The 23,801-nt window shown below is 52.6% G+C and carries 20 protein-coding genes; 9 read left to right on the forward strand and 11 right to left on the reverse strand.

The features are described 5' to 3' along the window. Nucleotides 1-26 precede the first annotated feature (26 nt). The 9 genes from EHT25_RS12975 to EHT25_RS13015 form a co-directional block, all read right to left on the reverse strand. A complete protein-coding gene (locus EHT25_RS12975) occupies nucleotides 27-1,520 on the reverse strand; it encodes a RagB/SusD family nutrient uptake outer membrane protein (RefSeq protein ID WP_124875093.1) in 1,494 nt (497 codons plus the stop codon). 18 nt (nucleotides 1,521-1,538) lie between these two features. After that, on the reverse strand, nucleotides 1,539-4,904 hold the full coding sequence (locus EHT25_RS12980; protein WP_124875095.1) for a TonB-dependent receptor: 3,366 nt from the start codon (nucleotides 4,902-4,904) through the stop codon (nucleotides 1,539-1,541). 130 nt (nucleotides 4,905-5,034) lie between these two features. Then, nucleotides 5,035-6,093: a FecR family protein gene (locus EHT25_RS12985; RefSeq protein ID WP_124875097.1), complete on the reverse strand. Its 1,059-nt coding sequence runs from the start codon at nucleotides 6,091-6,093 to the stop codon at nucleotides 5,035-5,037. A 208-nt stretch (nucleotides 6,094-6,301) separates the two neighbouring features. Next, nucleotides 6,302-6,946, reverse strand: a complete 645-nt coding sequence (locus tag EHT25_RS12990) for an RNA polymerase sigma factor (RefSeq protein WP_221622273.1) — start codon at nucleotides 6,944-6,946, stop codon at nucleotides 6,302-6,304. 343 nt (nucleotides 6,947-7,289) lie between these two features. Beyond that, nucleotides 7,290-9,050 carry an alpha-L-fucosidase gene (locus tag EHT25_RS12995; RefSeq protein ID WP_124875101.1) on the reverse strand — a complete coding sequence of 587 codons (1,761 nt, stop codon included), beginning with the start codon at nucleotides 9,048-9,050 and terminating at the stop codon, nucleotides 7,290-7,292. An 11-nt stretch (nucleotides 9,051-9,061) separates the two neighbouring features. Continuing rightward, nucleotides 9,062-10,327 carry an L-fucose:H+ symporter permease gene (fucP, locus tag EHT25_RS13000; RefSeq protein ID WP_124875103.1) on the reverse strand — a complete coding sequence of 422 codons (1,266 nt, stop codon included), beginning with the start codon at nucleotides 10,325-10,327 and terminating at the stop codon, nucleotides 9,062-9,064. Nucleotides 10,328-10,330: 3 nt separating this feature from the next. Continuing rightward, on the reverse strand, nucleotides 10,331-10,669 hold the full coding sequence (locus tag EHT25_RS13005; protein WP_124875105.1) for an L-rhamnose mutarotase: 339 nt from the start codon (nucleotides 10,667-10,669) through the stop codon (nucleotides 10,331-10,333). Nucleotides 10,670-10,697: 28 nt separating this feature from the next. Continuing rightward, nucleotides 10,698-11,462, reverse strand: a complete 765-nt coding sequence (locus EHT25_RS13010) for an SDR family NAD(P)-dependent oxidoreductase (protein ID WP_124875107.1) — start codon at nucleotides 11,460-11,462, stop codon at nucleotides 10,698-10,700. A 13-nt stretch (nucleotides 11,463-11,475) separates the two neighbouring features. Further along, nucleotides 11,476-12,702 carry an enolase C-terminal domain-like protein gene (locus tag EHT25_RS13015; protein WP_124875109.1) on the reverse strand — a complete coding sequence of 409 codons (1,227 nt, stop codon included), beginning with the start codon at nucleotides 12,700-12,702 and terminating at the stop codon, nucleotides 11,476-11,478. A 183-nt stretch (nucleotides 12,703-12,885) separates the two neighbouring features. Between EHT25_RS13015 and EHT25_RS13020 the strand changes: the two genes are divergently transcribed. Continuing rightward, a complete protein-coding gene (locus EHT25_RS13020) occupies nucleotides 12,886-13,791 on the forward strand; it encodes a helix-turn-helix domain-containing protein (RefSeq protein WP_124875111.1) in 906 nt (301 codons plus the stop codon). A gap of 149 nt (nucleotides 13,792-13,940) precedes the next feature. Here EHT25_RS13020 and EHT25_RS13025 read toward each other — a convergent pair whose 3' ends face one another. Together EHT25_RS13025 and EHT25_RS13030 are read right to left on the reverse strand one after the other, a co-directional pair. Further along, nucleotides 13,941-14,858: a haloalkane dehalogenase gene (locus tag EHT25_RS13025; protein ID WP_124875113.1), complete on the reverse strand. Its 918-nt coding sequence runs from the start codon at nucleotides 14,856-14,858 to the stop codon at nucleotides 13,941-13,943. 77 nt (nucleotides 14,859-14,935) lie between these two features. Continuing rightward, nucleotides 14,936-15,706 carry a helix-turn-helix domain-containing protein gene (locus EHT25_RS13030; RefSeq protein WP_124875115.1) on the reverse strand — a complete coding sequence of 257 codons (771 nt, stop codon included), beginning with the start codon at nucleotides 15,704-15,706 and terminating at the stop codon, nucleotides 14,936-14,938. Nucleotides 15,707-15,841: 135 nt separating this feature from the next. Here EHT25_RS13030 and EHT25_RS13035 point away from each other — a divergent pair, with 135 nt between their 5' ends. From EHT25_RS13035 to EHT25_RS13070, 8 genes are all read left to right on the forward strand, one after another. Continuing rightward, nucleotides 15,842-16,267 carry an EVE domain-containing protein gene (locus EHT25_RS13035; RefSeq protein ID WP_124875117.1) on the forward strand — a complete coding sequence of 142 codons (426 nt, stop codon included), beginning with the start codon at nucleotides 15,842-15,844 and terminating at the stop codon, nucleotides 16,265-16,267. A 307-nt stretch (nucleotides 16,268-16,574) separates the two neighbouring features. Next, complete coding sequence (locus tag EHT25_RS13040; protein WP_124875119.1) at nucleotides 16,575-17,342, forward strand: FHA domain-containing protein; 768 nt, start codon at nucleotides 16,575-16,577, stop codon at nucleotides 17,340-17,342. 78 nt (nucleotides 17,343-17,420) lie between these two features. Next, nucleotides 17,421-18,374, forward strand: coding sequence for a hypothetical protein (locus EHT25_RS13045; protein WP_124875121.1), 954 nt, complete (start codon nucleotides 17,421-17,423; stop codon nucleotides 18,372-18,374). Between the two features lie 5 nt (nucleotides 18,375-18,379). Further along, complete coding sequence (locus EHT25_RS13050) at nucleotides 18,380-18,982, forward strand: FHA domain-containing protein (protein ID WP_124875123.1); 603 nt, start codon at nucleotides 18,380-18,382, stop codon at nucleotides 18,980-18,982. Between the two features lie 3 nt (nucleotides 18,983-18,985). After that, the gene (locus tag EHT25_RS13055; protein ID WP_124875125.1) at nucleotides 18,986-19,807 is read left to right on the forward strand and encodes a PP2C family protein-serine/threonine phosphatase; all 822 of its coding nucleotides are present in this window, start codon (nucleotides 18,986-18,988) and stop codon (nucleotides 19,805-19,807) included. Beyond that, nucleotides 19,801-20,583, forward strand: a complete 783-nt coding sequence (locus tag EHT25_RS13060; protein WP_124875127.1) for a caspase family protein — start codon at nucleotides 19,801-19,803, stop codon at nucleotides 20,581-20,583. Before EHT25_RS13055 ends, EHT25_RS13060 begins: the two co-directional genes overlap by 7 nt. Nucleotides 20,584-20,632: 49 nt before the next feature. Then, complete coding sequence (locus EHT25_RS13065; protein WP_124875129.1) at nucleotides 20,633-22,798, forward strand: serine/threonine-protein kinase; 2,166 nt, start codon at nucleotides 20,633-20,635, stop codon at nucleotides 22,796-22,798. Nucleotides 22,799-22,810: 12 nt separating this feature from the next. Further along, complete coding sequence (locus EHT25_RS13070) at nucleotides 22,811-23,716, forward strand: hypothetical protein (protein WP_124875131.1); 906 nt, start codon at nucleotides 22,811-22,813, stop codon at nucleotides 23,714-23,716. Nucleotides 23,717-23,801 lie beyond the last annotated feature (85 nt).

Raw genomic sequence — 23,801 nt, forward strand, 5'->3', positions numbered from 1 at the left:
AAAAGGAACGGGTTTAGGAAATACGATTAATAACCGGGGTTCTGCGTCAGGTTTTTATTGATGTCGATTTCGCTCTGCGGGAACGGAAACAGGTAGTGTTTCGCCGGGTCGAACTTGCGCAAAACGCCCCCCGGATCGACGATGCCGGGAATCACTTTTTCCGCAATTTTCCACCGCTTGATGTCCAGGTACCGGTAGCCTTCGGCACCCAGTTCGACGCGCCGTTCGTGCCGGATTCTGTCCCGCATAGTTGCCTGGGTCAAACCGGTCGGCAGGGCTGGCATTTTGACCCGCGCCCGAACCGCATTGACCGCATCGTACACGGACTGATCGGGACCAGTGGCTTCGTTTTTGGCTTCGGCATAAATCAGCAGCACCTCCGCGTAGCGCGTCAAAATATAATCCTGATCGCTGCGGGTTGAGTACGAAAACGGGAGGTTCTCGGGATCGACATACTTCCGAACCAGATAACTCGTGTAAATCCCCGCGGCCGCATTGGTGAATTTGACGCCGGTCGAGCTAACCAGTTGTTCCTTAATATCCCGGATGGTGTAATCCAGCCGGGGATCGCGGTTCTTTTTGTAGGCGGTTTTGTCGTACAGGGGCGACTGACTAATGGGCAAACCGTCCGTGCATTCGAATTCGTCCACAAAATTCTGGCTGCCATTGATGGCTGCCGCGTTGCCGTATTTCATATCCGGACTTTCGAGCGAATACCGGTCGGGGTTTAAATACCGCGCCGAGAAGAGTATTTCGGGGTTATTGGTCTGGCCTTTGGTCAAAAACATGGTCTGGTAATCGGTCGCCAGCTTAAACACCTTCGACTGAATCACCAGATTGGCGGCATCGGCGGCTTCCTGCCACTTGCCGTTGTGCAGCAGCACTTTCGCTTTCAGGGCCTGCGCCGAACCTTTCACGGCATGGCTGGTGTACAGCGTCGCCGGGAGCAGGGCAATCGCTTCATCTAAGTCCTTGAGAACCTGCTCGATCACCGTCGCTTTCGGACTCTGCTTGACGGCGGCTTCGGCCAGGGTGATGGGCTTCGTATACAGCGGAACACCCCCGTAAAACTCGGTCAGTGTGAAGTAAAACAGAGCCCGCAGGTACAATACTTCCCCTTTATACCGGTTTTTCTTGGCCTCGTCCATCGTCACCCGGTCGATGTTCGCCAGGAAGATGTTACAGGCCGTCACGCCTTTGTACGACTCCAGGTACGCGGTGCTGACCAAACCGCCCGTGGTCGGTTCAATAATGCCTTTGGCGATGTTGTCGACGCGCTGGTAGGTCCCGAACAGGAAGAAATCGTCCGTCAGGGCATCCCAATCCATCCGGTGGTGGTCGTAGGTCAGGCCCAATAACTGGCTGTAAACCCCCGCAATGGCCATGTCAGCATCCTTTTCGGTGGTCCAGAACGTCTGGTTGGAAAGCTGGTCGAGCGGATTTTTATCCAGAAAATCCTGGCAGGCGGTGAGCAAAAAACTCGCGGTACTCACCAGGCTTATGATTAAAAACTTTTTCATGGGAAGTTCTTTTTAGACTTAAAATTTGACCTTGAGACCCGCCGTAAACATGCGTACCTGCGGATAGGTGGCAAACCGCTGCCGACCCGTTCCGGTGCGCTCGGGATCGGCACCCGGATACTTGGTGAACGTCGCCAGGTTATCCGACGACAGGTAAATCCGCAGGTCTTTCATCCGGATTTTGCTGGTGATCGTTTTCGGGAACGAGTAGCCGAGCACCAGGTTTTTGATGCGCAGGTACGACGCGTCCATCAGAAAATAGGTCGTGCGCAACCCGTTATCGGGGCCGTAGCCGTTGAGGTACATGGCCGGGTGCGTGGTCGATTTATTCTCCGGCGTCCAGGCGTTTTGCGCAAATTCGAGGGTCGGCGCACTGCCCTGCGTAAACGGATCGATGCCCCAACGGTCGACGTACGTGTTGTTACCGTAAACCCCCTGGAGGAAGATCGCGAAATCGAAATTTTTCCAGAACGCGTTGACACCCCCGCCGTAATAGAACTTGGGATACGCGCCGGGCACCACCACCCGGTCGTTGCCGTCGATCTTATTATCCCCATTCTGGTCCTTAAATTTCAAATCACCCGGTTTGGGATTGAACGGATGGGCCGGGCCTTTGTCGATTTCTTCCTGCGACTGGAAAATCCCCGCCCATTCGATCAGGTAATTCGACATCCAGGGCAAACCCTCCTGAATCGTGTTGTTGTTGTCGTAAAACGGCGCCTTGACTTTCAGGACTTTATTGGCGTTTTTGGAAAAATTGACATTCACATCGTACCGCAGCTCGCCAATCTTATTGGAATGGCTGAGGTTCAGCTCAATCCCTTTGTTCTGCATTTTGGCGTAGTTCACGGTCGGGCCGGTCAGACCGACGCTGCCGGGGACTTCGATCGCGTAAATAATCCCGTCCGTGATCTTGTTGTACCAATCGATCGAACCCGAAAAAATGCGTTTTTTGAAGCTGAAATCAAGGCCGATGTCCGTAATCGTGGTGGTTTCCCAGCGCAGGTTTTTGTCGGTGAGCCGCGTTTGCACGACGCCCTGTTGCAGGACATCGAACGGATAGGTCGTAACGGAAAGAATGTCCTGGTACGGGTAATTCCCGATGTTCTGGTTCCCCAGCTGGCCCCACGACGCCCGTAGCTTCAGGTTATCGACCCAACTCTGCGACTTCAGGAACTCCTCGTTCGAAATCCGCCATCCCGCCGATAACGAAGGAAAAAAGCCCCAGCGGTTGTCTTGCTGGATGCGCGACGTACCGTCGTAGCGGAAGTTGGTTTCGAGCAGATACCGTTCTTTGTAGTCGTACGTAAACCGACCGAAGAGCGACTGGATGGCCCATTCGTACGACGTTCCGGTTGTCGATTGATTATCGGTCGAAGCCGCGTTCAACTCCATCAGGTCGTCCGTTGGAAACTTCTGGCGAGAACCCTGCAAATAGCGGTTTTTGAACGATTCCTGGTTATAGCCCAACAAACCGGTTACAAAATGATCTTTGCCAAACGTTTTTTTGTAATTAAACGTGGAATACAAGGTGGTCAGAATCGATTGATCAAACCGGTCGGTGATGCCCAGGCGCGTCGGATTTCCGTTGTTCTGGTACGTTCCGTCGGAGAAATAATAAGCATCGACCGGATGTTCGTGGACTTTCGTAAAATCGTCGCTGTAATTGATCGCGCCTTTTACGCCCCAGGTCAGATCCGGCGTGATGTTGACATCGACATACGACTGCGCCGTCAAATTGTATTTTTGGTAGCGAACCGAGCCGCTGTTGATCACCGCCAGCGGATTCCGGTTGGACGGAACGCCCTGCCGATACGCGCCGGAATAATGCCCGGAACCATCCGGTACATACGGCCCGTTGGTCGGGTTCATCGAGTACACCAGCAGCATGTAATCCGAATCCGTGTAAGGCGGCTCGACAATGTCCTTTTTCACCAGACCAATGTTAGCTCCCACCCGCAGAATCCGGTTTACTTTCGTATCGACATTCAAATTGAAGTTGTACCGTTTGTAGCTGTGTCCACCGGCAATCCCGTTCTGATCCAGGTAGCCGGTCGAAAAGTTGTAGGTGGTTTTCTCGGAACCGCCATTCACCGACAGATAGTGTTGCTGCGCGGAAGCGTTTCCGACAATGAAATCAATCCAGTCGAAGTTCGGGTATTTGGTGCGGTCCGTGGCGTTGCGGTAGGTGTCGATTTCAGCCTGCGTATACAAAGGCGCCTGACCTGAACGGGCGCGGGCGGCATTGAAATAGGTCATGAAATCTGCCGAATTGGTCACCAGCTTGGGCATCCGCGTCGGCTGATGCAACTGAAAATCAGCCCGGTAATCGACGTTGAACGAACCGGCTTTCCCTTTTTTGGTAGTCACCAGAATCACGCCGTTGGCACCCCGCGCCCCGTAAATGGACGCCGAGGCCGCATCTTTCAAAACCGAAATCGACTCAATGTTGTCGGAATTGAGGTTCGTCAGGTTACCCACCACGCCATCGACCAGCACCAGCGGAGCCGCTCCGGCGTCGCTGAACGTTCCCAGGCCCCGGATCGTCATGACCGCGCCGTCGTCGCCGGGTTGGCCGGAGTTTTGAACAACCTGTAAACCAGTTACTTTTCCCTGCAACAGGTTCTCGACGTTCGCCGTTGACCGTTTCACCAGTTCATCGGCGGCTACCGTAGCGACCGAGCCGGTCAGGTTGACCTTTTTCTGTTCGCCGTACCCCACGACCACAATTTCTTCGAGCGATTTGATGTCGGTATTTAGCACGATCGCCAGGACGGTTCGGTTGCCGCTCACCACCACTTCCTCCGAGACATACCCGATGGAACTGACCACCAGCGTGCCCTTGCCGCCTTCCAGCTGGAGCTGAAACTTGCCGTCGCCGTCCGTGACTGTGCCCTGCGTTTTCCCTTTGATCAGAATATTGGCACCGGGCAAAACCGCCCCGGCCTGGTCTTTGACCGTCCCCTGGATTGTGACGGGGCCGTCGGAAAGCGACCTCTCGATAATCGGGGCTTCGAATAGTTTCTTTTTCCGCACATAAATCTGGGAATTGACCCGCAAAAACTGCAGGTTGGCATCTTTCGACAGAATCCGTAGCAGCGACGCCAGGGATAAATTCTTGTCGGGAATATTGACAAGTTGATTTTTGTCCAGCGTCTCGCCGTTGTACGCAAACGAAAACTGGGTGCGTTCCCCGATCAGATTCAGGGCATCTTCCAGCCGCACGTTTTTCAGCGAAAGATTCAGGTAAATTTCTTCCAGGCTTTTACTCTGGTACGGACTGGTTGCCGCCATGACCCGATTGCCGGGGAGCAGCAGGACCAAAATCCCGAAAGCGCTCATCCTCACCAGTTGCCGGATTTGGTTAAGTACGGTTCTTTTCATAGTATTAAAGGTTTATTGAACAGTGGTTTAATGAACAGATTCCCTGATCGATCGCTTCGCCAAAAGAATAGGATTCAGGGAAAAGGGCCAGGTGTTAAAGCCACCTGGCCACTTTTTTATCTGCCTGGGTTTACTTTTTTTGGGTTACAAAAACGGTATTATTAACTAATTCATACTGAAAATTAGAGGTGTAATTCAACGCGTCAAGGATGCTTTTTAAAGAGGTATTATTAAATCGGGCACTGAAATCTTCTTTTACTTTTAAACCCTTCTGGACGACAAAATTGACGGCGTACCAGCGTTCCAGTTTCTTTTTTATTTCCTGGAAATCGGCATTTTTCAGGATGATAACATCGTCTTTCCAGGCCAGTAATTCATCCAGATTAACCTGCTCCTTCCGGCCTTTTTCGCTGGATTTTTGGTAGGAATACAGGTCGGACGGTACTAAGAAATCCGGCGTATTGATAGGCGCTTTTGAAGCCGCACCTACTTTTACTTTTCCCGTTAAAACCGCTACCGTTATATCCGGGTTTTCGGGATAGGCATTGATGTTAAAGGACGTTCCGACGACGGTTGTCCTGAGCTTTCCGGTCTGAATGATAAACGGTTTGGAAGCATCATGCGCGACTTCAAAGAATGCCTCGCCTTCCAGCGTAAGGGCGCGCCCGGTTTTGCCAAAATCGGACGAATAAGACAGGACGCTTTCGGCATTTAACTTAACCGAACTCCCATCCGGCAACTGAATCAGTTCCCGCTGCCCCCGGATGGTGCGGGTTTGAATTAATCTGGTAATTGCCTGACTGGTAACGTTCTTTGTTGATTTGTCCGGAAGGGTATATCTCCAAACCGTCACGGCTGCGGCAACGGTTATCAGAAAAATGGCGGCAAAACGGAGCAGGGTGGGAGCTGGAACCGGGAACCGGACAATTCGCGCCGATTGCGTGCTGGGCTCTCCGGCCTGAATACGCTCCCAAACGGTCGTCAGGTCTTCTTCTGAAGGCTGATACGAATGCTTGTAACGAACTGAAAGGATCAGTTGTCTGGCCAGCGCAACGGTTTGAGCTTTGTCAGGATGTTCCATCAACCAGCTTTCCCAAAAGTGATTTTGTTTCACAGTAGGATTTTTTACCCACCGAATGAAATCATCATCTTTCAGGAAGTCTTCCAGTTGATAGTTTTGGTACTTCATGCCTGCTCGTTGTAGTTGATTTTGCGCCCTTTCATCCCGTTAGTTGCCGGATAGAAATGGGCTTTCAACTCATAAGAGACTGAATGGTGGCAGACATATACAGTCGACGAAATTATTTTTCAATTATTTTTTCGGGCGGCTGGAGATTGACCGAAAGCTGGGAAATAACACCGGAGAAGGTGAGTAAACCGGTGGAATAGAAGCGTTTTTATTTGTTGACCAGAAAAGTCACTACCAGCATGTTAAGAATAAACCGGGATTCACCTAATTCTTTTCGAAGTTTCAGAATGGTTCGGCTCATTAGAATACGGGCGTATTCGATTTTAGCAAAACCCATCAATGCGGTTATTTCGGTGTACGAAAATCCTTCGTAGAAATAATAAATGATGATTTCTTTCTGCCGTTTGGTCAGCTGTGAAAAGGCGGTTTCCATTTTTTGCCGCAATTCATCATCCAGCAATTCACTGATGCCACTGGATTCTTCGGTGAACGCAATTTCAAATCCGCGGTCGTCGTCATAATCCAGTTGTTCCGGTGCAAAACGGTTTTTGGTCAAATGCCGGATGATGCGGTTTTTATAGGCTTTATAGAGGTAAAATTTGATGGACGAGACCTCGCCCAAACCCGCTTTTTTTTCCTGGAGATAAATAAACAGATCCTGGATGGTGTCTTTTACCAGATCGGTATCGCTGGTAAACTGTCGTCCGTAATTGTACAGAATCGGGAAATAGGTCGTATAAATAAACCCAAACGCTTTTGGATTGCCACCTCGAAATTGAGCCCATATCTCATACTCAGGCAGGTCTTTAAATGGAGCTGCTTCCTGCTGCGTTCTATTTACTTTTAGCTCCATAACAGGCTGCATTATTCCGGGATTGAACAGATACGTAATGGGTACACTGTCAATTTAAAAAGAATTGTAATAAATAGGATAATTACTTGGGTTTTATTTATAAAAACTACTCACGAAACCGTTGAACCTGACCCGCCCCCGACGTCACTAGTTAGGCTTACTACTAAAAAGGGCATCTGTACTATTCGGGCGGATGAATTAAGTACGCAAATATATAAACATACTTAATCTATTTGCTTAGTATGCAAAAAAATGAACATCATTTTTGTCGCCAGCAAGCAGATTTTTTAACGCTATGGAATATACGTATCCATACGTCTGGTAATGGCTTGCCCGGTGTTTTTTAGCGACCTGTCTGATTGTTGGGTGGAAATAGCTGAAATTCGCTGACGCCAATGCTCCCTTCCGACTCCTGAATAACCAACCGAAACCGCTGCGCCCGGACGGGCTGAATCGCCTGCCGCCATTCGTCGCCAATCTGCTGACCGGTTGCAATGGTCACCCAGTCGTTGCCTTTCTGGTACTGGACGGAAAACCGGTTGATTTGGGAGTACAATTCAGGGTTGTTTTTCCGCTGAAATTCATTGATCACAAGTTGCCCGACCGACTGCGGTTTTCCCAGATCGACCTCCAGCCAGCCGGTTTGATCGAACATCGCCTTGGCTTCCTTCGTCCGGTAATAGAGCGGTTTTCCATAATTGGCCTCAAAGTTCACGTCACTCCGACGGCCCAGTTTCCAGTAAGTGGCTTTGTTATCATCCACCGTCGAACCGGCACCATGCAGAAATTCACCGACGACACTGGAAGCCGTCGATTTTTGAGCATACGCCAGCGACCCGGTTTTCGAGAACGGCAGAATGGGGGCCAGTTGGGAAGCCGGGCGGTCGAGGGTCAGTTCAATGAGTGTCGCAATGGAATCCCGCGTCGGCACGACCAGCCGGAGTTGTCCTTTGGTTTGCGAAAACTGAACGGTTTTACCGTTGAGAAGCGTCGCCTTTTTGATCGTTGCCGGAAGAGCCGGTAACATTACTTCGTTTTCGGTTCCTGCCAGCAAATGCAGAAAAATCCGGTTTCCTTTTTGGGTGCAGACGTACTCCTGAGCGGGTGTATACGGTCCACCTTTCGTTCCGTAAATAGCCTCCGCCCGCGGTTTGATCCAGTCGCCTACTTCCTCTAACCGGCTGGCAAACAGGGGCGGAATCTGGCCCAGACTATCCGGGCCTACGTTGAGCAGCAAATTGCCGTTACCACCCACGCACCGCAGCAACGTATGCACAACCTCCTTCGCCGAGCGGGGTTTGTCTTCAAACCGCCACGCCCACTGGTGGCCCATGTTCGTGCAGGTTTCCCAGGGAACGCTGCCGTAACCGGCCACAAAACCTTCGGGAGTAACATAATCGCCGTAGCGGCCCGGCTGGCTGTGCGACTCGTCCGGATTAAACGCTTCGAGCCGGTTATTGAGAATAATACCGGGTTGCAGCCGATGCGCCATGTCGTACACGTTTTTGGGATTCGTGGGACAGGGCCAGCCGTCGTAATCGATCCACAACAGACTGATTTTCCCGTAGTTGGAAAGCAATTCTCTGAGTTGTTGCTGCATCCGGTTTTCAAACGCCTTGTTCTTTTCCGCTTCCGGATTGCGGCAGTCGGGGTCTTTCCAGTCGCCCGGCGAAAAATACCAGCCCAACTGAAGCCCGGCTTCGTGAACGGCATCGGCCAGTTCCTTGCAAACGTCCCGCCCAAACGGCGACGACATAATGTTGTAATCCGTCGTTTGCGTATTCCACAAACAAAAACCGTCGTGGTGTTTGGCCGTCAGCACGACGTATTTCAACCCGCCCGCTTTGGCCAGCCGAACCCATTCTTTCGGGTTGAATTTTACCGGATTGAAACGCCGATACAGCGAATCGTAGCGGCTTTTGCCGGTCCCCACCCGCGACCAGCTGATTTCCTTGCCCGTCAGCGTCGCCGGTCCCCAGTGGATAAACATCCCGAACCGGTCGTGTTGCCACCATTGGAGTCGCTGCGCCTGGGGCAGCGCTTTTTGAGAAACCGCCGGGAGCGTGATCAGGAAAAAAAGCAGCGGAAGCAGTTTTGCTTTCATGGGATACGAATTTAGGCTTTGGCGAAAGACAATTTCGGACGAATGATATATCCTTTTCGGGCGTAATACAGCACGTAAATGTAACAGATAATGGGTACGACGAAAGCTATTCGGATTCCGTAACCATCCGAAATCCAGCCCATTAACGGAGGAATAATGGCCCCGCCTACGATGCTCATGATGATTAGTGACGACCCGGTTTTGGTGTAAGCCCCCAGGTCTTTTGTGCTGAGTGTGAACAGAATCGGGTACATGACGGAGGTACACAAACCGACCACTGACAGCGCATAAATCGAGACAAAACCGGTCGTCAGCATCGACGTTAGCACCAGCAGAAAAGCGCCGATGGCACAAATTGCCAGCGCCCGGGCGGGCTGAATGCGCCGGAGCAGGTAAGCGCCCGCCAACCGCCCGGCCAGCACCAACGCCATATACAAGGTAATGAACAAAGCCGCTTTCTGTTCGCTCAAATCCGGCAATTGCAACGATTTGGCGTAGCGGATCAAAAAGCTAACAATACCGACTTCGGCCCCAAGGTAACAAAACACGCCCAACGCGCCCAAAACCGTGTGCCGAAACCCGAAAATCGACCAGAGTCGGAGTGAACTTTCACCTTTTTCCTCGATCGTCGGCAGAGTAATGAAAAATAGTAACACGCCCAAAACCGTGAATAAAACCGCCAGACTCAGGTACGGTATTTTCACCAGTTGCGCTTCGGAATTGAGGTAATTAGTCAATTCCGTCGGGTTAAACTGCTGGACGACAGATGCCGGAACATCCGTTGCATGCAGCAGAAACTGCGCACCGATAAATGGCCCCAGGGTTGCTCCGATGGAACCCACCGCCGACGCCAGACTCAGCCGACTCGACGCACCGTCGGGATCGCCGAGTTTGGTGATATAGGGCGTTGCGGTAACTTCCAGAAACGTAAAACCGGCGGCCATGATGAACAAGGCCGTCAGAAAGAGCGGATAAAACCGGGTTTCGGCCGCCGGGAAAAACAGCATCGCGCCAGTGGCTGCCGTCAGCAAACCCGTAATCATGCCCGCCCGGTAGCCAAACCGCCGGATGAACTGCCCAACGGGTAAAGCCAGCAGAAAATAGCCGCCAAAAAAGGCGGATTGCACTAGTGATGATTGGAAATCAGTCAATTGGCAGGCCCGTTTCAGGTGCGGAATCAGCACATCGTTGATGTTGCGGCTGAGGTTCCAGATGAACATCAGGCTCATCACTACCAGCAAAGGTACCACAACGTGTTTCGGCGAGGGCGTTTTCATCCGTCAGGCGTTTAAGCTAAAAATCGGTTTCATTTTCGCCCAGTGTTCGCCCGGTTGCGCGTCGGCCAGCCGTTGCTGAAAACCGTCCATCAAAACCGCCCATTCGGCTTGCCGGGGAAGTTTGCTGATTTCGTTAAACGCATCGTTCAGGTCAACCCCTTCGGCGGTTTCGACAATCATAAATAACCGGGTGCCGATGCGGTAAATTTGCATATCCGTAATGCCGCCCGCCCGGATGCCCGCCGGAATTTCCGGCCAGATGTGTTCCGGCTGGTGGAGGTATTCGTACTGGGCAATGCCTTCCGGATTGTCTTTCAGGTCGAGGGCCAGGCAGGTGCGCATCGGTTTATTGAGTGATTGAGTGAATTTTTTAGCGTCGGTAGCCGAGTTCGGCACCCCCGCCGACGGGCAGGATACAGCCGGTGATGAAGCGAGCGGCATCGGAGACCAGAAAAACGGCGGCATCGGCAATCACGTCGCCTTCGGGGCAGTAGCCGAGCGCGTGAATCTCGTCCAAATATTTTTCGATAGACGCGGGATTGGGTTGTTGCGTTGCCCAGACACGCAGCATGGGCGTCCAGACCCCCGCCGGGCAAACGGCATTGACCCGAATCCCAAACGGCGCGTAATCCAGCGCCATCGCTTTCGTCAGGGCGTTCATGCCACCTTTGGTGGCAACGTAAGCCGCGTGGTTCTCCTGCCCGATTTCGCCCACCATGCTGCTGGTATTCAGGATGCAACCGCGCGATGCTTTCAGCGATTCCAGACCAAACCGGGTGGTGAGGTAGACACTTTTCAGATTCACCGAAAAAAGCGCATCCCACTCTTCCTCCGTCGTTTGATCGAGCGGTTTCGACGGGCTGGCGATGCCCGCGTTGTTGTGAATCACGTCCAGCCGACCAAACCGGGTTATCGTTTTTTCAATAGCTCGCTTGACATCATCGACCCGCTGAACGTCGCCAACGGTTCCGTCGTGGTCGGTGCCGAGCCGGTTGAGCAGGGTTTGGAGGGCGGTTTCATCGCGATCCATGACAAACAGGTTGGCCCCGGCCCGCACGTAGGCATCGGCGCAGGCTTCGCCGATACCGGAAGCGCCACCCGTCAGGAAAATGATTTTATCGGTCAGAGATGCCATGCCAGCCATCGGTTTAGGGTTTCAGATCGCTGCTGCTGCCGGATTCGGTCGGAACCTGGTAAAAACCGCCCCGGATTTGAACCGGATTGACAAAATACGATTGCAAATGCGGAATGTGTTCGAGAAACAGGTTTTCGTGCCCCATTGCAATGTGGTTGTAAAGTACCAAATGCTGGTGAATTTGCCCCATATCGCCCACGTGCGGGACCACCGGAATACCGTATTTTTTGGATAACAGGCTGATGGTCAGGAATTCGGAAATTCCGCCCACCCGAACTGCATCGACCTGGCAGAACGCCATGGCTCCGGCCTGTAGGAAATTTTTAAAAATCACTTTATTGGGAATGTGTTCGCCGGTCGCGACCTTGAACGGCGCGATGGCGTCGGCAATGGCGCGGTGGCCCAGCACATCGTCGGGATGCGTGGGTTCTTCGATCCAATAGGGTCGAATACTGCCCAGCTTCCGGCAGATAGCCAGTGCCTCGGGCACGTTCCAGCGCTGGTTGGCATCGAGCATGATGGTGGCCGCATCCCCGGCGGTTTCCCGGATCAGGGTCGCCCGGCGGAGATCGCGTTCGGGATCGTCGGAACCCACCTTGAGCTTCATGGCCGTAAAACCGGCATCGACGGCTTTGCGCGTATTGGCCACAATGCGCTCGTCCGAAAAATTAAACCAGCCGACGGACGTATCGTAGCCTTTGTAACCGGTTTTGAGAATGCCGATTCGCTGCGGGCAGGTTTTTTGCGCTTCGGTCAGGAGTTGAATGGCCTGCTGACGGGTCAGTTCTTCTTCGAGGTAACTCAGATCCAGGGTGTTAACGACTTCTTCGGGCGTCAGATCGAGCAAAAGTTGCCAGAGCGGTTTTTGCCGGGATTTGGCCCAGAGATCGTAACAGGCGTTGGTAATGGCGGCCAGTGCCAGATGGACGACGCCTTTGTGGGGGCCGAGCCAGCGAAACGAAGGCGAGTCGACGATGGAGCGATACGTCCGGCCAAAATCCGCCATCAGTGTTTCAATCTCCTGACCAACAAGCGGTTCCGAAAGGTATTGAATGGCTTTACAAACCAGATCAGTCCCGGCTCCCAGCGTAAACGCCAGACCGGTTCCTTCCACGGCGGTATCGGTTTTCAGGATACAAACCGCGTAGGCGTATTGGGGCGTCGTGTGGGTGGCATCCGAACCGGCCCCTTCGGCGAGGTCAAACCGGCGGTCCTGAACCTGAATGGAATGAATGTGCATTGGACAGAAAAACAATTGCTAATATTGTACAGATCGATTATGCTGATTTAATGAGCGTATTCCTCAAATCTTTTTAAATCAAAGATGAATAATACAAAAATAAGGGATCAGGCCTGGTCTAAACCAGTTATCGGTTGATAACTTTCAATACTATATTTGCATTTCTTTGTCCCATTTTCCGCTATGAAGCCGATCTACGCCCTGTTGCCTGATTTTGCCAGTGCGCAAAAACCGTTCGTGTTTCGGGAAATTGTGCGGTCTCAATTCTCCACCGACTTTCATTTTCACCCGGAATGCCAGTTGGTTTACGTCGTGTCGGGGTCGGGAACCCGGATCATTGGCGGTTCGGTCGAACAGTTTGAAGCGGGCGACCTGACGTTTATCGGCCCGAATGTTCCGCACGTCTGGTACAGTCACGCGGCCCAGCCGGAAACCCCGTTAGAGGCCCGGTCGCTGGCGTTATACATCAATCCGGAAGTAGTCTTGCACCATCTGAAACCGTTTACGAATACGCAATCACTGGCCGATTTCTTTCGGCAATCGGAGCGGGGGCTTTGCCTGACCGGGCCAACGCGGGAGCAATTGGTAGCCTTACTGACGGCGATGCCGAACCAGTCGGATTTGCCACTGATGGCTTCTTTTTTGCAAATCCTTGAGGTGCTGAAAACAAGTCCGGAAGTCCGGTGGCTCAACCCCGAATCGTTGCTGATGTCCTACGCCGGAGCTTCCCAAAGCCGGGTGGCGCGGGTGATGCGCTTTATTCAGGATCAGTTCCGGCAACCCATTACGCTCGAAGAAACCGCGGCCATTGCCGGTTTGCAACTGCACTCGTTTTGCCGGTTTTTCAAAGCCCTGACCCAGCGAACCTTCTCCGAATTCCTGAACGAAATCCGCATCGGTTTTGCCTGCCAGTTGTTGCAGCAATCCGATTTGCCGATTACCCAGATTGCCTACGAAAGCGGTTTCGGCAACATTTCCTATTTCAACCGGTCGTTCAAAAAAAACCGGGGACTTACGCCGAAAGAATACCGTCAATGCTTACAGCCTGGCGGACGGTTTTACCTGCAGCCTGAGAGCAGGGTGTGTTGATCAGCGGTTTTCGTTAATTGTCTCCACAGGCCAGCGCATCAGAAAAGATTCGTCAAAAACCGGTTCGAAAGCTGGAAGTGATGCTGGCGAAGGAGCCTTTTTAAGGACGGGGACTCGTTAGGTAGAACCGATTTTAGAATAGCAGCCGATCAGGAGCGTTCCCGTTTTTTTAGCCAGTCCGAAATGGCCCTTCCAATCTCGTCCGGTGAATCCTCCTGCAAATGATGGTGCCCCGGTACGGTGACAACGGTTTGCTCCGGCCAACTCCGGCAGAAATTCAGCGTGTCGGCAGAGAGGGTGCCCGGATTGGCCTGAATGAACAACTTCGGAATCGAATTTTGGGCCATCCAGTTGCCGAACGTCGTTACAATCTGGGTGACGTCGGCTGGTTCGCCATCAATCGGAAGCTGGCGCGCCCAGGTCAGCATCGGCCGACGGGATTCGCCCGGTTCGGCAAACGGACGGCGGTATTCCGTCCATTCGTCGTTCGACAACCGGCGCAGAATGGTAGCAGGTAGATTGACTTCAATAAACGAGTTTTCCTGTAACACCAGTTGTTCCCCGGCGGGTGATCGCAGCGCCTGAAAAATGCGCCGGGCGACTTCCGATAATTCGCTCCAGGTGCGGGGCGTAACCACCGGTTCCATGTACGCAATGCCTTTCACGGCAGTTGGATGCCGATAGGCCCAGTCGAATGCCAGGGCCGCACCCCAGTCGTGGACCACAAACGTAATCCGTTCCGTAATCGACAGTGCTGCCAGAAATTGGTCCAGATACCGGCGGTGATCAACAAATGCATACGTTTCCGGACCATCGTTGGGCAATTTATCCGAATCACCCATGCCCATAAGGTCCGGCGCAATGCATCGTCCAAAAGGCTGAACGTGCGGAATGATGTTTCGCCAGATGTAGGACGAGGTTGGATTGCCGTGCAGAAAAACGATCGGGTCTCCGCTGCCGGTTTCGACGTACGCCATTTCGTGCCCGAATACTTGTTGTCTTTTTTTGGGAAATGGAGAAACGGATTTGGAGAAAACCGGGTTATTTTTTTGATCGTTGGTTTGCATGGTTTTACAAATTTTCCTTTTGTACGACGCAAAAGTAGGGCGGTCGAAAGGCGGAGAATTGTAAAAAATCAGTGATCTTACCAGTAGCGGGGCAATTTGAAAAAGTCGTGCGGAGTCTGGTCAGTAAAAGTCCGGAAGTCTTTGATGAAATGCGCCTGGTCGAAATAACCGGCTTCGTAAGCCAGATCCGTCAGACTCTGGTCGGAGGAGTGGGTCGTAATCAAATGCCGAAACCGCACCAAAGTGGCAAATTGTTTGGGCGTTGTGCCGACCGCTCGTCGAAACCGTTTTTCAAAGGCATCCTGACTGATCGAGAGCGACTCGGCCAGCGTTTTGATACCGGTTTTTCCGTGAGCGGTTTTGATGCTTGCTACTGCCTGATTGATCAGCGGTTCCGGGCTGGTTCGTAGTCGCTTCGCAATCAGAAACTGTTCGATCATGGCGATTCGGTGCGGGTTGGTTGGGGCTTCGGCCAGCCGCTCTTCGAGTTCCGCCAGCGACCGGCGCGGGATCAAATCGTCAAACGGGAGGCTGAAACCGAACAATTCGTGCAGCGGTTCCCGGAAAAAAGCGGCCGCACCGCCTTCCCGAAACAACACCAGCAGTGTAGCGGTGTTTTTTGAGTAATTCAGCAGACGCGATGATTTTCGCAGCCCCGTGATGACCGAAACCGGTAATTGGCTGCGGTTTTCGGTGGGGTCGGAAACCGCTCCGCTGAATCGGAATGCCAGCACAATGGCGGTGTCGGGCAACAGGCGGTTTTGGGTTTCGACGCTGCTTTCAACGATCAGGAATTCCTTCACAAAAGGCTTCAGGCAGCCGGTTGGGGTGTAGCGTTTCAGGTTCATCGCCGAAGTGGTTGGGAAAACAGAATCGAGCGGTTGACGGGTAAACTTTGGAATGACCCGAAAAAGTTCAGCCGGACGTCACCGGTTCCGTGCCAAACCGCTCTAACATTCTGGATTTAAAACCGTTTTTAACGCATGAATAACGCACAAAAGTACTGGATCGTGGTGGCTTCGAAAGACCACGTCAAACGGGGCGTGGAAGGTGGTTTTATGCAGGCCAATCACGGAAAGGAAGCGCCTTTGAAACGCATGAAACCCGGGGATTGGGTACTCTTTTATTCGCCCAAACAAGTGCTGGAGCGCGACGAAAAATGCCAGGCGTTTACGGCCATCGGGCAGGTGAATGAAGACCCCATCTATCAATTTGCCGTAACGAACGATTTCATTCCGTTTCGGCAAAACGTGCGGTTTTATGCCGGCAACGAAGTATCCATTCTGCCCCTGATCGATGAACTTGATTTTATCCCGAACAAGAAATCCTGGGGTTATCCGTTCCGCTTCGGCTTTTTTGAAATCGGCAAAAAGGATTTTGAATTGATTCATAAAATTATGTTACATTGATACCCGGCAGCGGCCATCATACATTGGAAGAAGCCGCCGGCAAAGTAGTAACCTTATTGAAAGCAGTTATAAAAGAAGAAGAAAAATAGAAGTGAGACAAAAGAAGAAAGAGAAAAGATAACCAACGAATCGGTTTTAATGGAATGAGTTAATCTCGCTTCTTTTCTCTCTTGTCTGACGGTCGGTTATAGACAGCCGCCAACCGTTTATACAAACAGCATGGATAAGAATAGATTCATATATTAAATAAGTTTATATTGCTTGGCTAACGATTAGTAATGTAGATATTTTCCAATAGTCTGTAGCAGTGCCGCTCCAAGAAGAACAACTTGAACAATGGATTGACGGGTTAAGCCATCTTCCGACCTATTCGATTGGCCGGAAAACGGATAACGCCATCGTCGTACTGAATGGAAAAATCAGTAGCCAACACGCCCGGTTGATTCAATGTACGGACACCCGGTTTGTGCTGGAAGATCTGGCCAGTAAGAACGGGACGTTCGTCAACGGGATCCGGATTACCCGAAAGGTTATTGACAAAGAAGATAATATTCGACTTGCCGAAATCGAATATACGCTGGATCAATTGCTGGATCTGTTCCGTTCGGAGCGGGCGAAACCGGTTGAGGTCAGTCCGTCTTTTTCCGTAGCGCCAAAAACCGTGTCGCCGGTCGAAAAACCGGTGCTGGATTTTACCCCGGAATTTGCCGAATTACAGCAGGTTTATGAGCAGTATCCGAAACTTCGGAAGGATTGCCGCAATCGCGAAAAAATGATCCGGACGGGGAGCATCATCCTGTCGTCGCTGGTGGGCATCAGTGCCGTGGTGACAACGGGTGGGGGCGCTTTGCCCTTTCTCCAGATTATGTCGGGAGCCGGGTTAAGTATGCTCATACCGACCTTGTGTTCGACGCTCTTATCGACGGATGAAAAGCTGGAAATCATCGATAAAGAATACCGCGAGCGCTATCGCTGCCCCAATCCGGCCTGCCGCGATTCGTTCGGAACGCGGGAATGGGAACTGCTGGCGCAGCAGAAAACCTGTCGGCGTTGCCAGGCGGTTTGGGTCCATTAAAAAAACGATTTTTTCATTCACCTTTTGCGTGCAACTCCGATATACCGATATCTTTCATTCTGACGCACACGTAACGACATGGCACAATTCTCCGAACAGACTGACCAGCAGACGGATCTGTTTCCGCTGACTCAAGCAAAGAAAACCGGCAAAAGCGGCCTGGATACCAACCAAAAGAAAGTGTTGGGCATAACCGCAGCGGCTATGTTGCTGGGCGGAGCGGCCTGGGCCGTCGCGCAGAAGATTGAAAACCGGAAAACCGGCGGAACCGCTTCTTCCGACGAACCATCCACACCGACTTCTCCTTCCATTGACTTGCCGGTCGACATCGACGTTGCCGGTAAAGTAACCGATGACATGCCGTTTGATCAGGCGTTTACGACCGCCCGCGCCGAGGTCGGCCTGGGCGGTGTGTTCGGCTGGCACGGCCGCTGGTACAATACGTTTGAAAAAGAAGAATGGGACGGTCTGTCGCTGGAGCAACGGCAGGAATACACCGAAATGGTTACCGGCGAAAAACTACCGGTGAAAGCCTATCGCCCGGCGTCGACGGTGCTTTCGGCCAGCCAGCTCGTCACGTCCGAAACCGAGCCAACGGTGATCGAAGGCTACCTGAATGGGCAACGGGTGATGGGTCTTGATTTCGATCAGGATGGCATTATCGATACACTGGTGCTGGACGGAGCCGACGGAAAAACCTACCGGGTGGTGGATGCAACGGGGAACGATGGGCTGGATACGGTTTATCAGTACGACTCGTTGGACGGAGAACTGACGGGCCTGGTTCGGCTGGATGAACCGGTTGTGCTTACCAACGATGATTTTGGCCAGTACCTGGAAAACACGATGTCGCGGGAAGTGGTCGATTCGATTCTGGAACCGGACGCTTCGGCCCCGGAAACCGCCCCGGATGCGGTTGAGGTATCGGAGAACACCGCAGCTGACGACGAAACCGGTTTTGTGGCGGATGCCTATCTGCCGGACGACGATACGTACGTCAACGACGGCGACGTCCACGACATGAATGAGTAACGGGGATGAGTGGGTTTAAAATGACGCTGATCACCTGCCACCATTGTGGTCGGCGCATTATGGTTCGGGTGGCCGATGCCGAGCGGGGATCGATTACCTGTTCGCACGTGGGGTGCGGGGCGGTGAATGTGTTGCAGTCGGCTTTTCAGTATAACGAAACCATCGTGCAGGGGTTGCCGGAATTTGGGCGGTTGACGTACCTTGGCAAACCCGAACGGACGTACTCGCTGCAAGTGGGCCGGAACGTGATCGGAACGGCGGATGCCTGCACGATTCAGGTCGAGCGGTTTGTGCACAACGGGCGCTGTTTCATCAGCCGCCGACACTGTACGCTGACGGTTTCGTTCGACAAATGGCGGGGCCAGCTGCGCTACCAGTTGCAGGATGGCGTGCTGGATACGGATCAGAAAAAGATGCAGTACAGCCTCAATGGCACCCTGCTCAACGACATTGCGTTGCAGAAAATGGAGCTGATTGATGTTGATAACGAGAGTATTATCACGCTGGGCGGAGTCGATCGTTTTCGGTTGACTCATTTTGTCATTCCGCCGGAAATGCTCGATACCTATAAAGTTGAATTGTCGTTTAACCCCGATCGCACCGAGTAGTCCATGCACATTCTGTCCAATTTACCCTTTGCTTTTTCGCACATCGGCCAGCGGGCTATCAATCAGGATACGCTCTATCCGGGTGAACATACCGCCGACGAACAAACCGAATTATTCATGGTTTGCGATGGGATGGGTGGAGCCGATAAAGGCGAAGTCGCCAGTCAACTGCTGTGCCAGGGCGTTGCCGATTACGCGCGATCGATGGGGTACCCGGTTTTTGACATTGTGCATTTGCAGGCCGCGCTCGAACAGGTGTATGAAACTTACCACGACTATTTGAGCCGGTATCCGCTCGTCAATCGCATGGGCTCGACGCTGACGCTGCTGCAATTTCACCAGCACGGCGTAACCGTCGCACACCTGGGCGACAGCCGGATTTACCAACTGCGGGACGGAAAGATCATCTTTCAGACGAAAGACCACAAGCAGGTGAACGACATGGTTGAAGCCGGAATTATTACCGCGACGCAGGCGCTGACGCATCCCTGGCGAAACCGGCTCAGCCGGGCCGTGGTTCTCAATTCGCAGGAAAATCTGGAACAGGCCGCGCGTGCGGTGCCGGATGTGGTGTTTCTGACCGACGTTCGGGCGGGCGATTATTTCTTTATGTGTACGGATGGTGTGCTGGAACACATCGACGACTACGTGCTGGAAACCATCCTGTCGGGCAACATGCCCGATCGGGCCAAGGTTGCGTCGCTGGTGGCGATGTGTCAGGATCAGACCCGGGATAATTACTCGGGCTATCTGATTGGGATTAAAAGTGTTACGGAATCGGTCGGTGTTTCTGAATCGGCCATTGAGCCCCGAACAAGATGGTAACCTACTGGCTGCTTGGGTTGTGTTTATGGTATGCGGAAAAAACCGCTGGTAAAACCGGACAAACCTATGCCGTTGTCGTCGGTATTTCGGATTATCAGGCGCTTTCGTATGCGACCGGCGATCTGCGTTTTGCGGATCGCGACGCCCGGCAGGTGGTTCAGTTTCTGAGAAGTAAGCCGGGTGGACAGGTTGGCGCTTCGCATATCCGGCTGTTAACCAATCGTCAGGCTACCTGGGCGAACATTCAACAGGCGTTAACGCTGTTTCGGGAAGCCGGGGCCGACGACCGCGTCATTCTGTATTTTTCGGGACACGGTCTGCCGGATAGTTTTGTGCCGTATGATGTCATTCCCGGAAACCGCAGCCGGTTGTTGACCCATCGGGCCATCAAGGCCGCGTTTTATGAGTCGAAGGCGCAAACCAAATTGTGCATTGCCGATGCCTGTTTGTCGGGCAGCATGACGCAACCCACCAAACAACGGTCGGCGGCACAAACCATTACCACGAATGCCGGCGCCGGAAGCAATGTGGCGATGTTACTGGCCAGCCGGTCAACGGAAAATGCGGTGGAATCGCGCCGACTGGCGGGCGGAACGTTTACGTATTATTTGCTGAAAGGATTGAATGGCCGGGCGGATCGGAATCACGATAAAATGGTAACGATCCGGGAATTGCACCGGTACGTGTCGCCCCTGGTCCGACAGATTACCCGTGGAAAACAGGCACCGGTTTTTTACGGTCGCTTTTCAGATAATCTGGCTTTGTCTTATCTTTGAAGTAGCTAAATACTGAGTAATATATACTGAGTAGTTTACGTGTGACCCTATGACCCCAACGTTTACTTCGTTTCAGGAATTTAAACGTCGCTATCCGATTCGTCCCACTGATCAGGGGGCTCAATTGGGCAGTGGGTCATACGGGCGTGTCATTAAGGTGGAGGATCAGCTCGAAACGGAGTGGGTCGCCATCAAAGTCAGTGAGTTTAAGGGGAATGACGCCAAATCGCTGCGGGCGGAAGTTGAGCTGGCGCAGCGCGTACCCCGGCAGGCCAATATTGCCCGGTATGACGCCTGTTACCGGCTGGAAACCGACACGAGCATCAGCGATTTTGCCATCATGAAATATTACCCCGATGGCAATCTGGCGGATCTGTTAAAGCGCGAAACCGTAACGCCGGGCCAACTCTACGAAATTACGCGGGGCATTCTGCTCGGGTTGCAGCATCTGCACCGGCACCGGATCGTTCACCGCGATTTCAAACCCGCCAATATTCTCATTTCCCGCGATCATGCCGGGCGGTTTATTCCGAAGATTGCCGATTTTGGCCTGAGTAAATTAGTCAGCGACGACGAACTCGACAGCTCGGATTTCGACCTCAGCGACGGCCGGGGAACGCCGTCGTACAAGGCTCCAGAACAGATTGAAGGCAGCAAGGTGAGTTTTAACCTCGACTTGTGGGCGTTTGGCATTATTCTGTACGAAATGCTGACGGGCGAAAAACCGTTTCGGGCGGACCTGAAAAATACGAGTGAGCAATCGGCCCGGCGCGAGATCGAGAAGAAAATTGTCACGGTAGAATTGCCCGCGCAACTCAATCAGGTGAACGAACCGTATCAAACGATGATCCGGCGCTGTCTGGTGCGGGATATTCACGAGCGCGTTCGCAAGGAAGACGAATTACTGGATTTGTTGGATCGCATCCCGCAATTGCTGGACGAAGCGCAGAAGCTGATGGATTCCCGTCAGTTCAGCCAGGCGGTTTTGCTCTATGAACAGGTGCTTGCCAAGCGGGAGCATCACGCCGAAGCCGAGCAGGGCGCGGCCCAGTGCCGGGCGGTTTTGGAGGAACGCGACATTCATAGCTTACTGGCCGAAGCCGATGATCAACTGGGTCAGCTGGCGTTTGGGCTGGCCAAAAACCGCTATGAAAAGGTGTTGCAACTCGACCCAACGCAGGAACGGGCCATTCAGGGGCTGGCCTTGTGTGTGGAGCAGCTTCGTCCTAAACCGGTCGTTGCGGAGTCGGAATTAACCGATGCTTACCTGGAGGAAAGAACTGACGTTTACGAAGCTCCGTCAGTGCTGATTGCACCGAAAAAAGCCAAAAAACCGGCGTCTATGGTGGAAGCAACGCCGGTACAAACCATCCCTGAACCGGTTTTACAAACTCAGATATTCGCAGAAACGGCGGTTTTGCCAGCCATCGTCGAGTCTGAAAAATGGATTTTTCCGTGGCGCAGGGCACTTCCGGTGGCAATCGGTTTAGGCGGAATTGCCTTGTTTTTTTATTTCAAAAATCCTGCTGATTTGCCAAAGGGAACACTGAATCCGGGTGATTCTCCAGCGGTTCTGACGAAACCGGAAGTTGGTACGGCGGCATTACCACTAAAACCGCAACCCGGCGAAACGAAAGATGCGCTGACGAAACGGATTGACATTGCGCTCTATAAGGCCCGCAATGCCTACCGGGAGAAAGGTTTTGAGACAGCCGTCATGTTGACCAGCAGTGCGTTGCTGCTCGATCCCACGCGCCGGGATGTTGCAGCGTTGCGTACAGCCGCTCTTGCCGAAATCCAGAAAACAAAACCGGTTGCGGATAGTGCGGTTGTGCCGGAACCAACAAAAGAAAACCTTCTTGGGGCATCGAACGAAACCGCAAAACCGGATGAACCGGCGGTTAATCCGAAAGAAACGCTGCTGAAGGAAAAACAGGAACAATATGATCAGCTGGTGGAGGAGGGCATAAACGCCATTAAAAACGGCAATAACAAGGTGAAAGCCGTTGCCTCGTTCAGCAAAGCACAGGGGCTGGCCAAAGAGCATGGATTAGTTACCGCCAAAGCCGAAACCGCCTACAACTCCTACATGAGCAAAGCCAATAAAATCTTTGCGACGGATGAATTTGAAGGGGCAAAAGGCTGGTACCTGGTCGCACAGGCGCTGAAAGACACGGAGGAAGTGCGACGAAAAATCAAACTATGCGCAAATTAGTAATCCAATACCATGAGTAACGTCCTACACCATTCGATCCTGATCCTGCTCCTGTTTTTTGCTACGGTTCCGCCCGCACGCGTGATAGCCCGAACCCTACCGGCGGTTGTCGACGAAGAATACGACCGCTACAAAAAAAGAGGAGATGACTTTTTTAAAGAAGGCAAATACTTCGAAGCCCGTCGCCAGTATCAAAATTGCCTGGAAGTTCCCGGTTTTGAAACCGACGAATACGCGACGAAACAGATTGAGGTCAGCACCACCGGGCTGGAGCTTCGCCAGAAAGTCGACGAAGCTGCGAGCCAGGGGAAAAACCAGCAGGTTGTCGATCTGTTGTACCAGTTGCTGAACCTGAACCCCGACGACGTCCTGACGAAAAGCCAGTTTGCCGATCATTACGAGCGGGAGGGCAATCAGCTTTTTAACCAGAAAAAATACCGCGAGGCCCGAACGAATTACACCGCAGCCATCCAGTTTGCCAGCGCGAACAAAAAAGAAACACTCCTGATTCAGGTCCGGAATATCGATGTTCTGCTGCAGCCAACCTACCCGAACCGGATTGGTTTGAAGGCAGTTACGGGTGTCGTGGCCGTTGGGGCGGGTATTGCCGGACTGGTGCTGCGCAGTAATTATAACTCAAAAGTAAGGGCGCTGAATGGGATCAGCCAACAGGCTGACCCGGATGGTACGGGAATAATCGCCGATCGGGATATGTACCGGCAGTACGACGAAGCCTACACAGCCGCCGAAGCGGCCCGGCAAAAAAGCGGTTTGTCCAAAGCCTGTCTGGGCGTAGCCGCCGTGGCGACGCTCGCCGAAGCGTATTTATTCCTGCACAAACCCAAACCCCGTCAGACGGCCTTCCACTGGCAACCTTCTGCCGACTCCTGGGGGCTGGCCATTCGGTATACGTTCTGATTTTACATCCCACCAGCCGATCTTTCTGACTCACCATGAAGTCTATATCCACTTTTTTAAGAAACCTTTTCTTCGTTTGCCTTCT

It is taken from the genome of Larkinella rosea, from assembly GCF_003858635.1.
In the GTDB taxonomy this organism is placed as follows: domain Bacteria; phylum Bacteroidota; class Bacteroidia; order Cytophagales; family Spirosomataceae; genus Larkinella; species Larkinella rosea.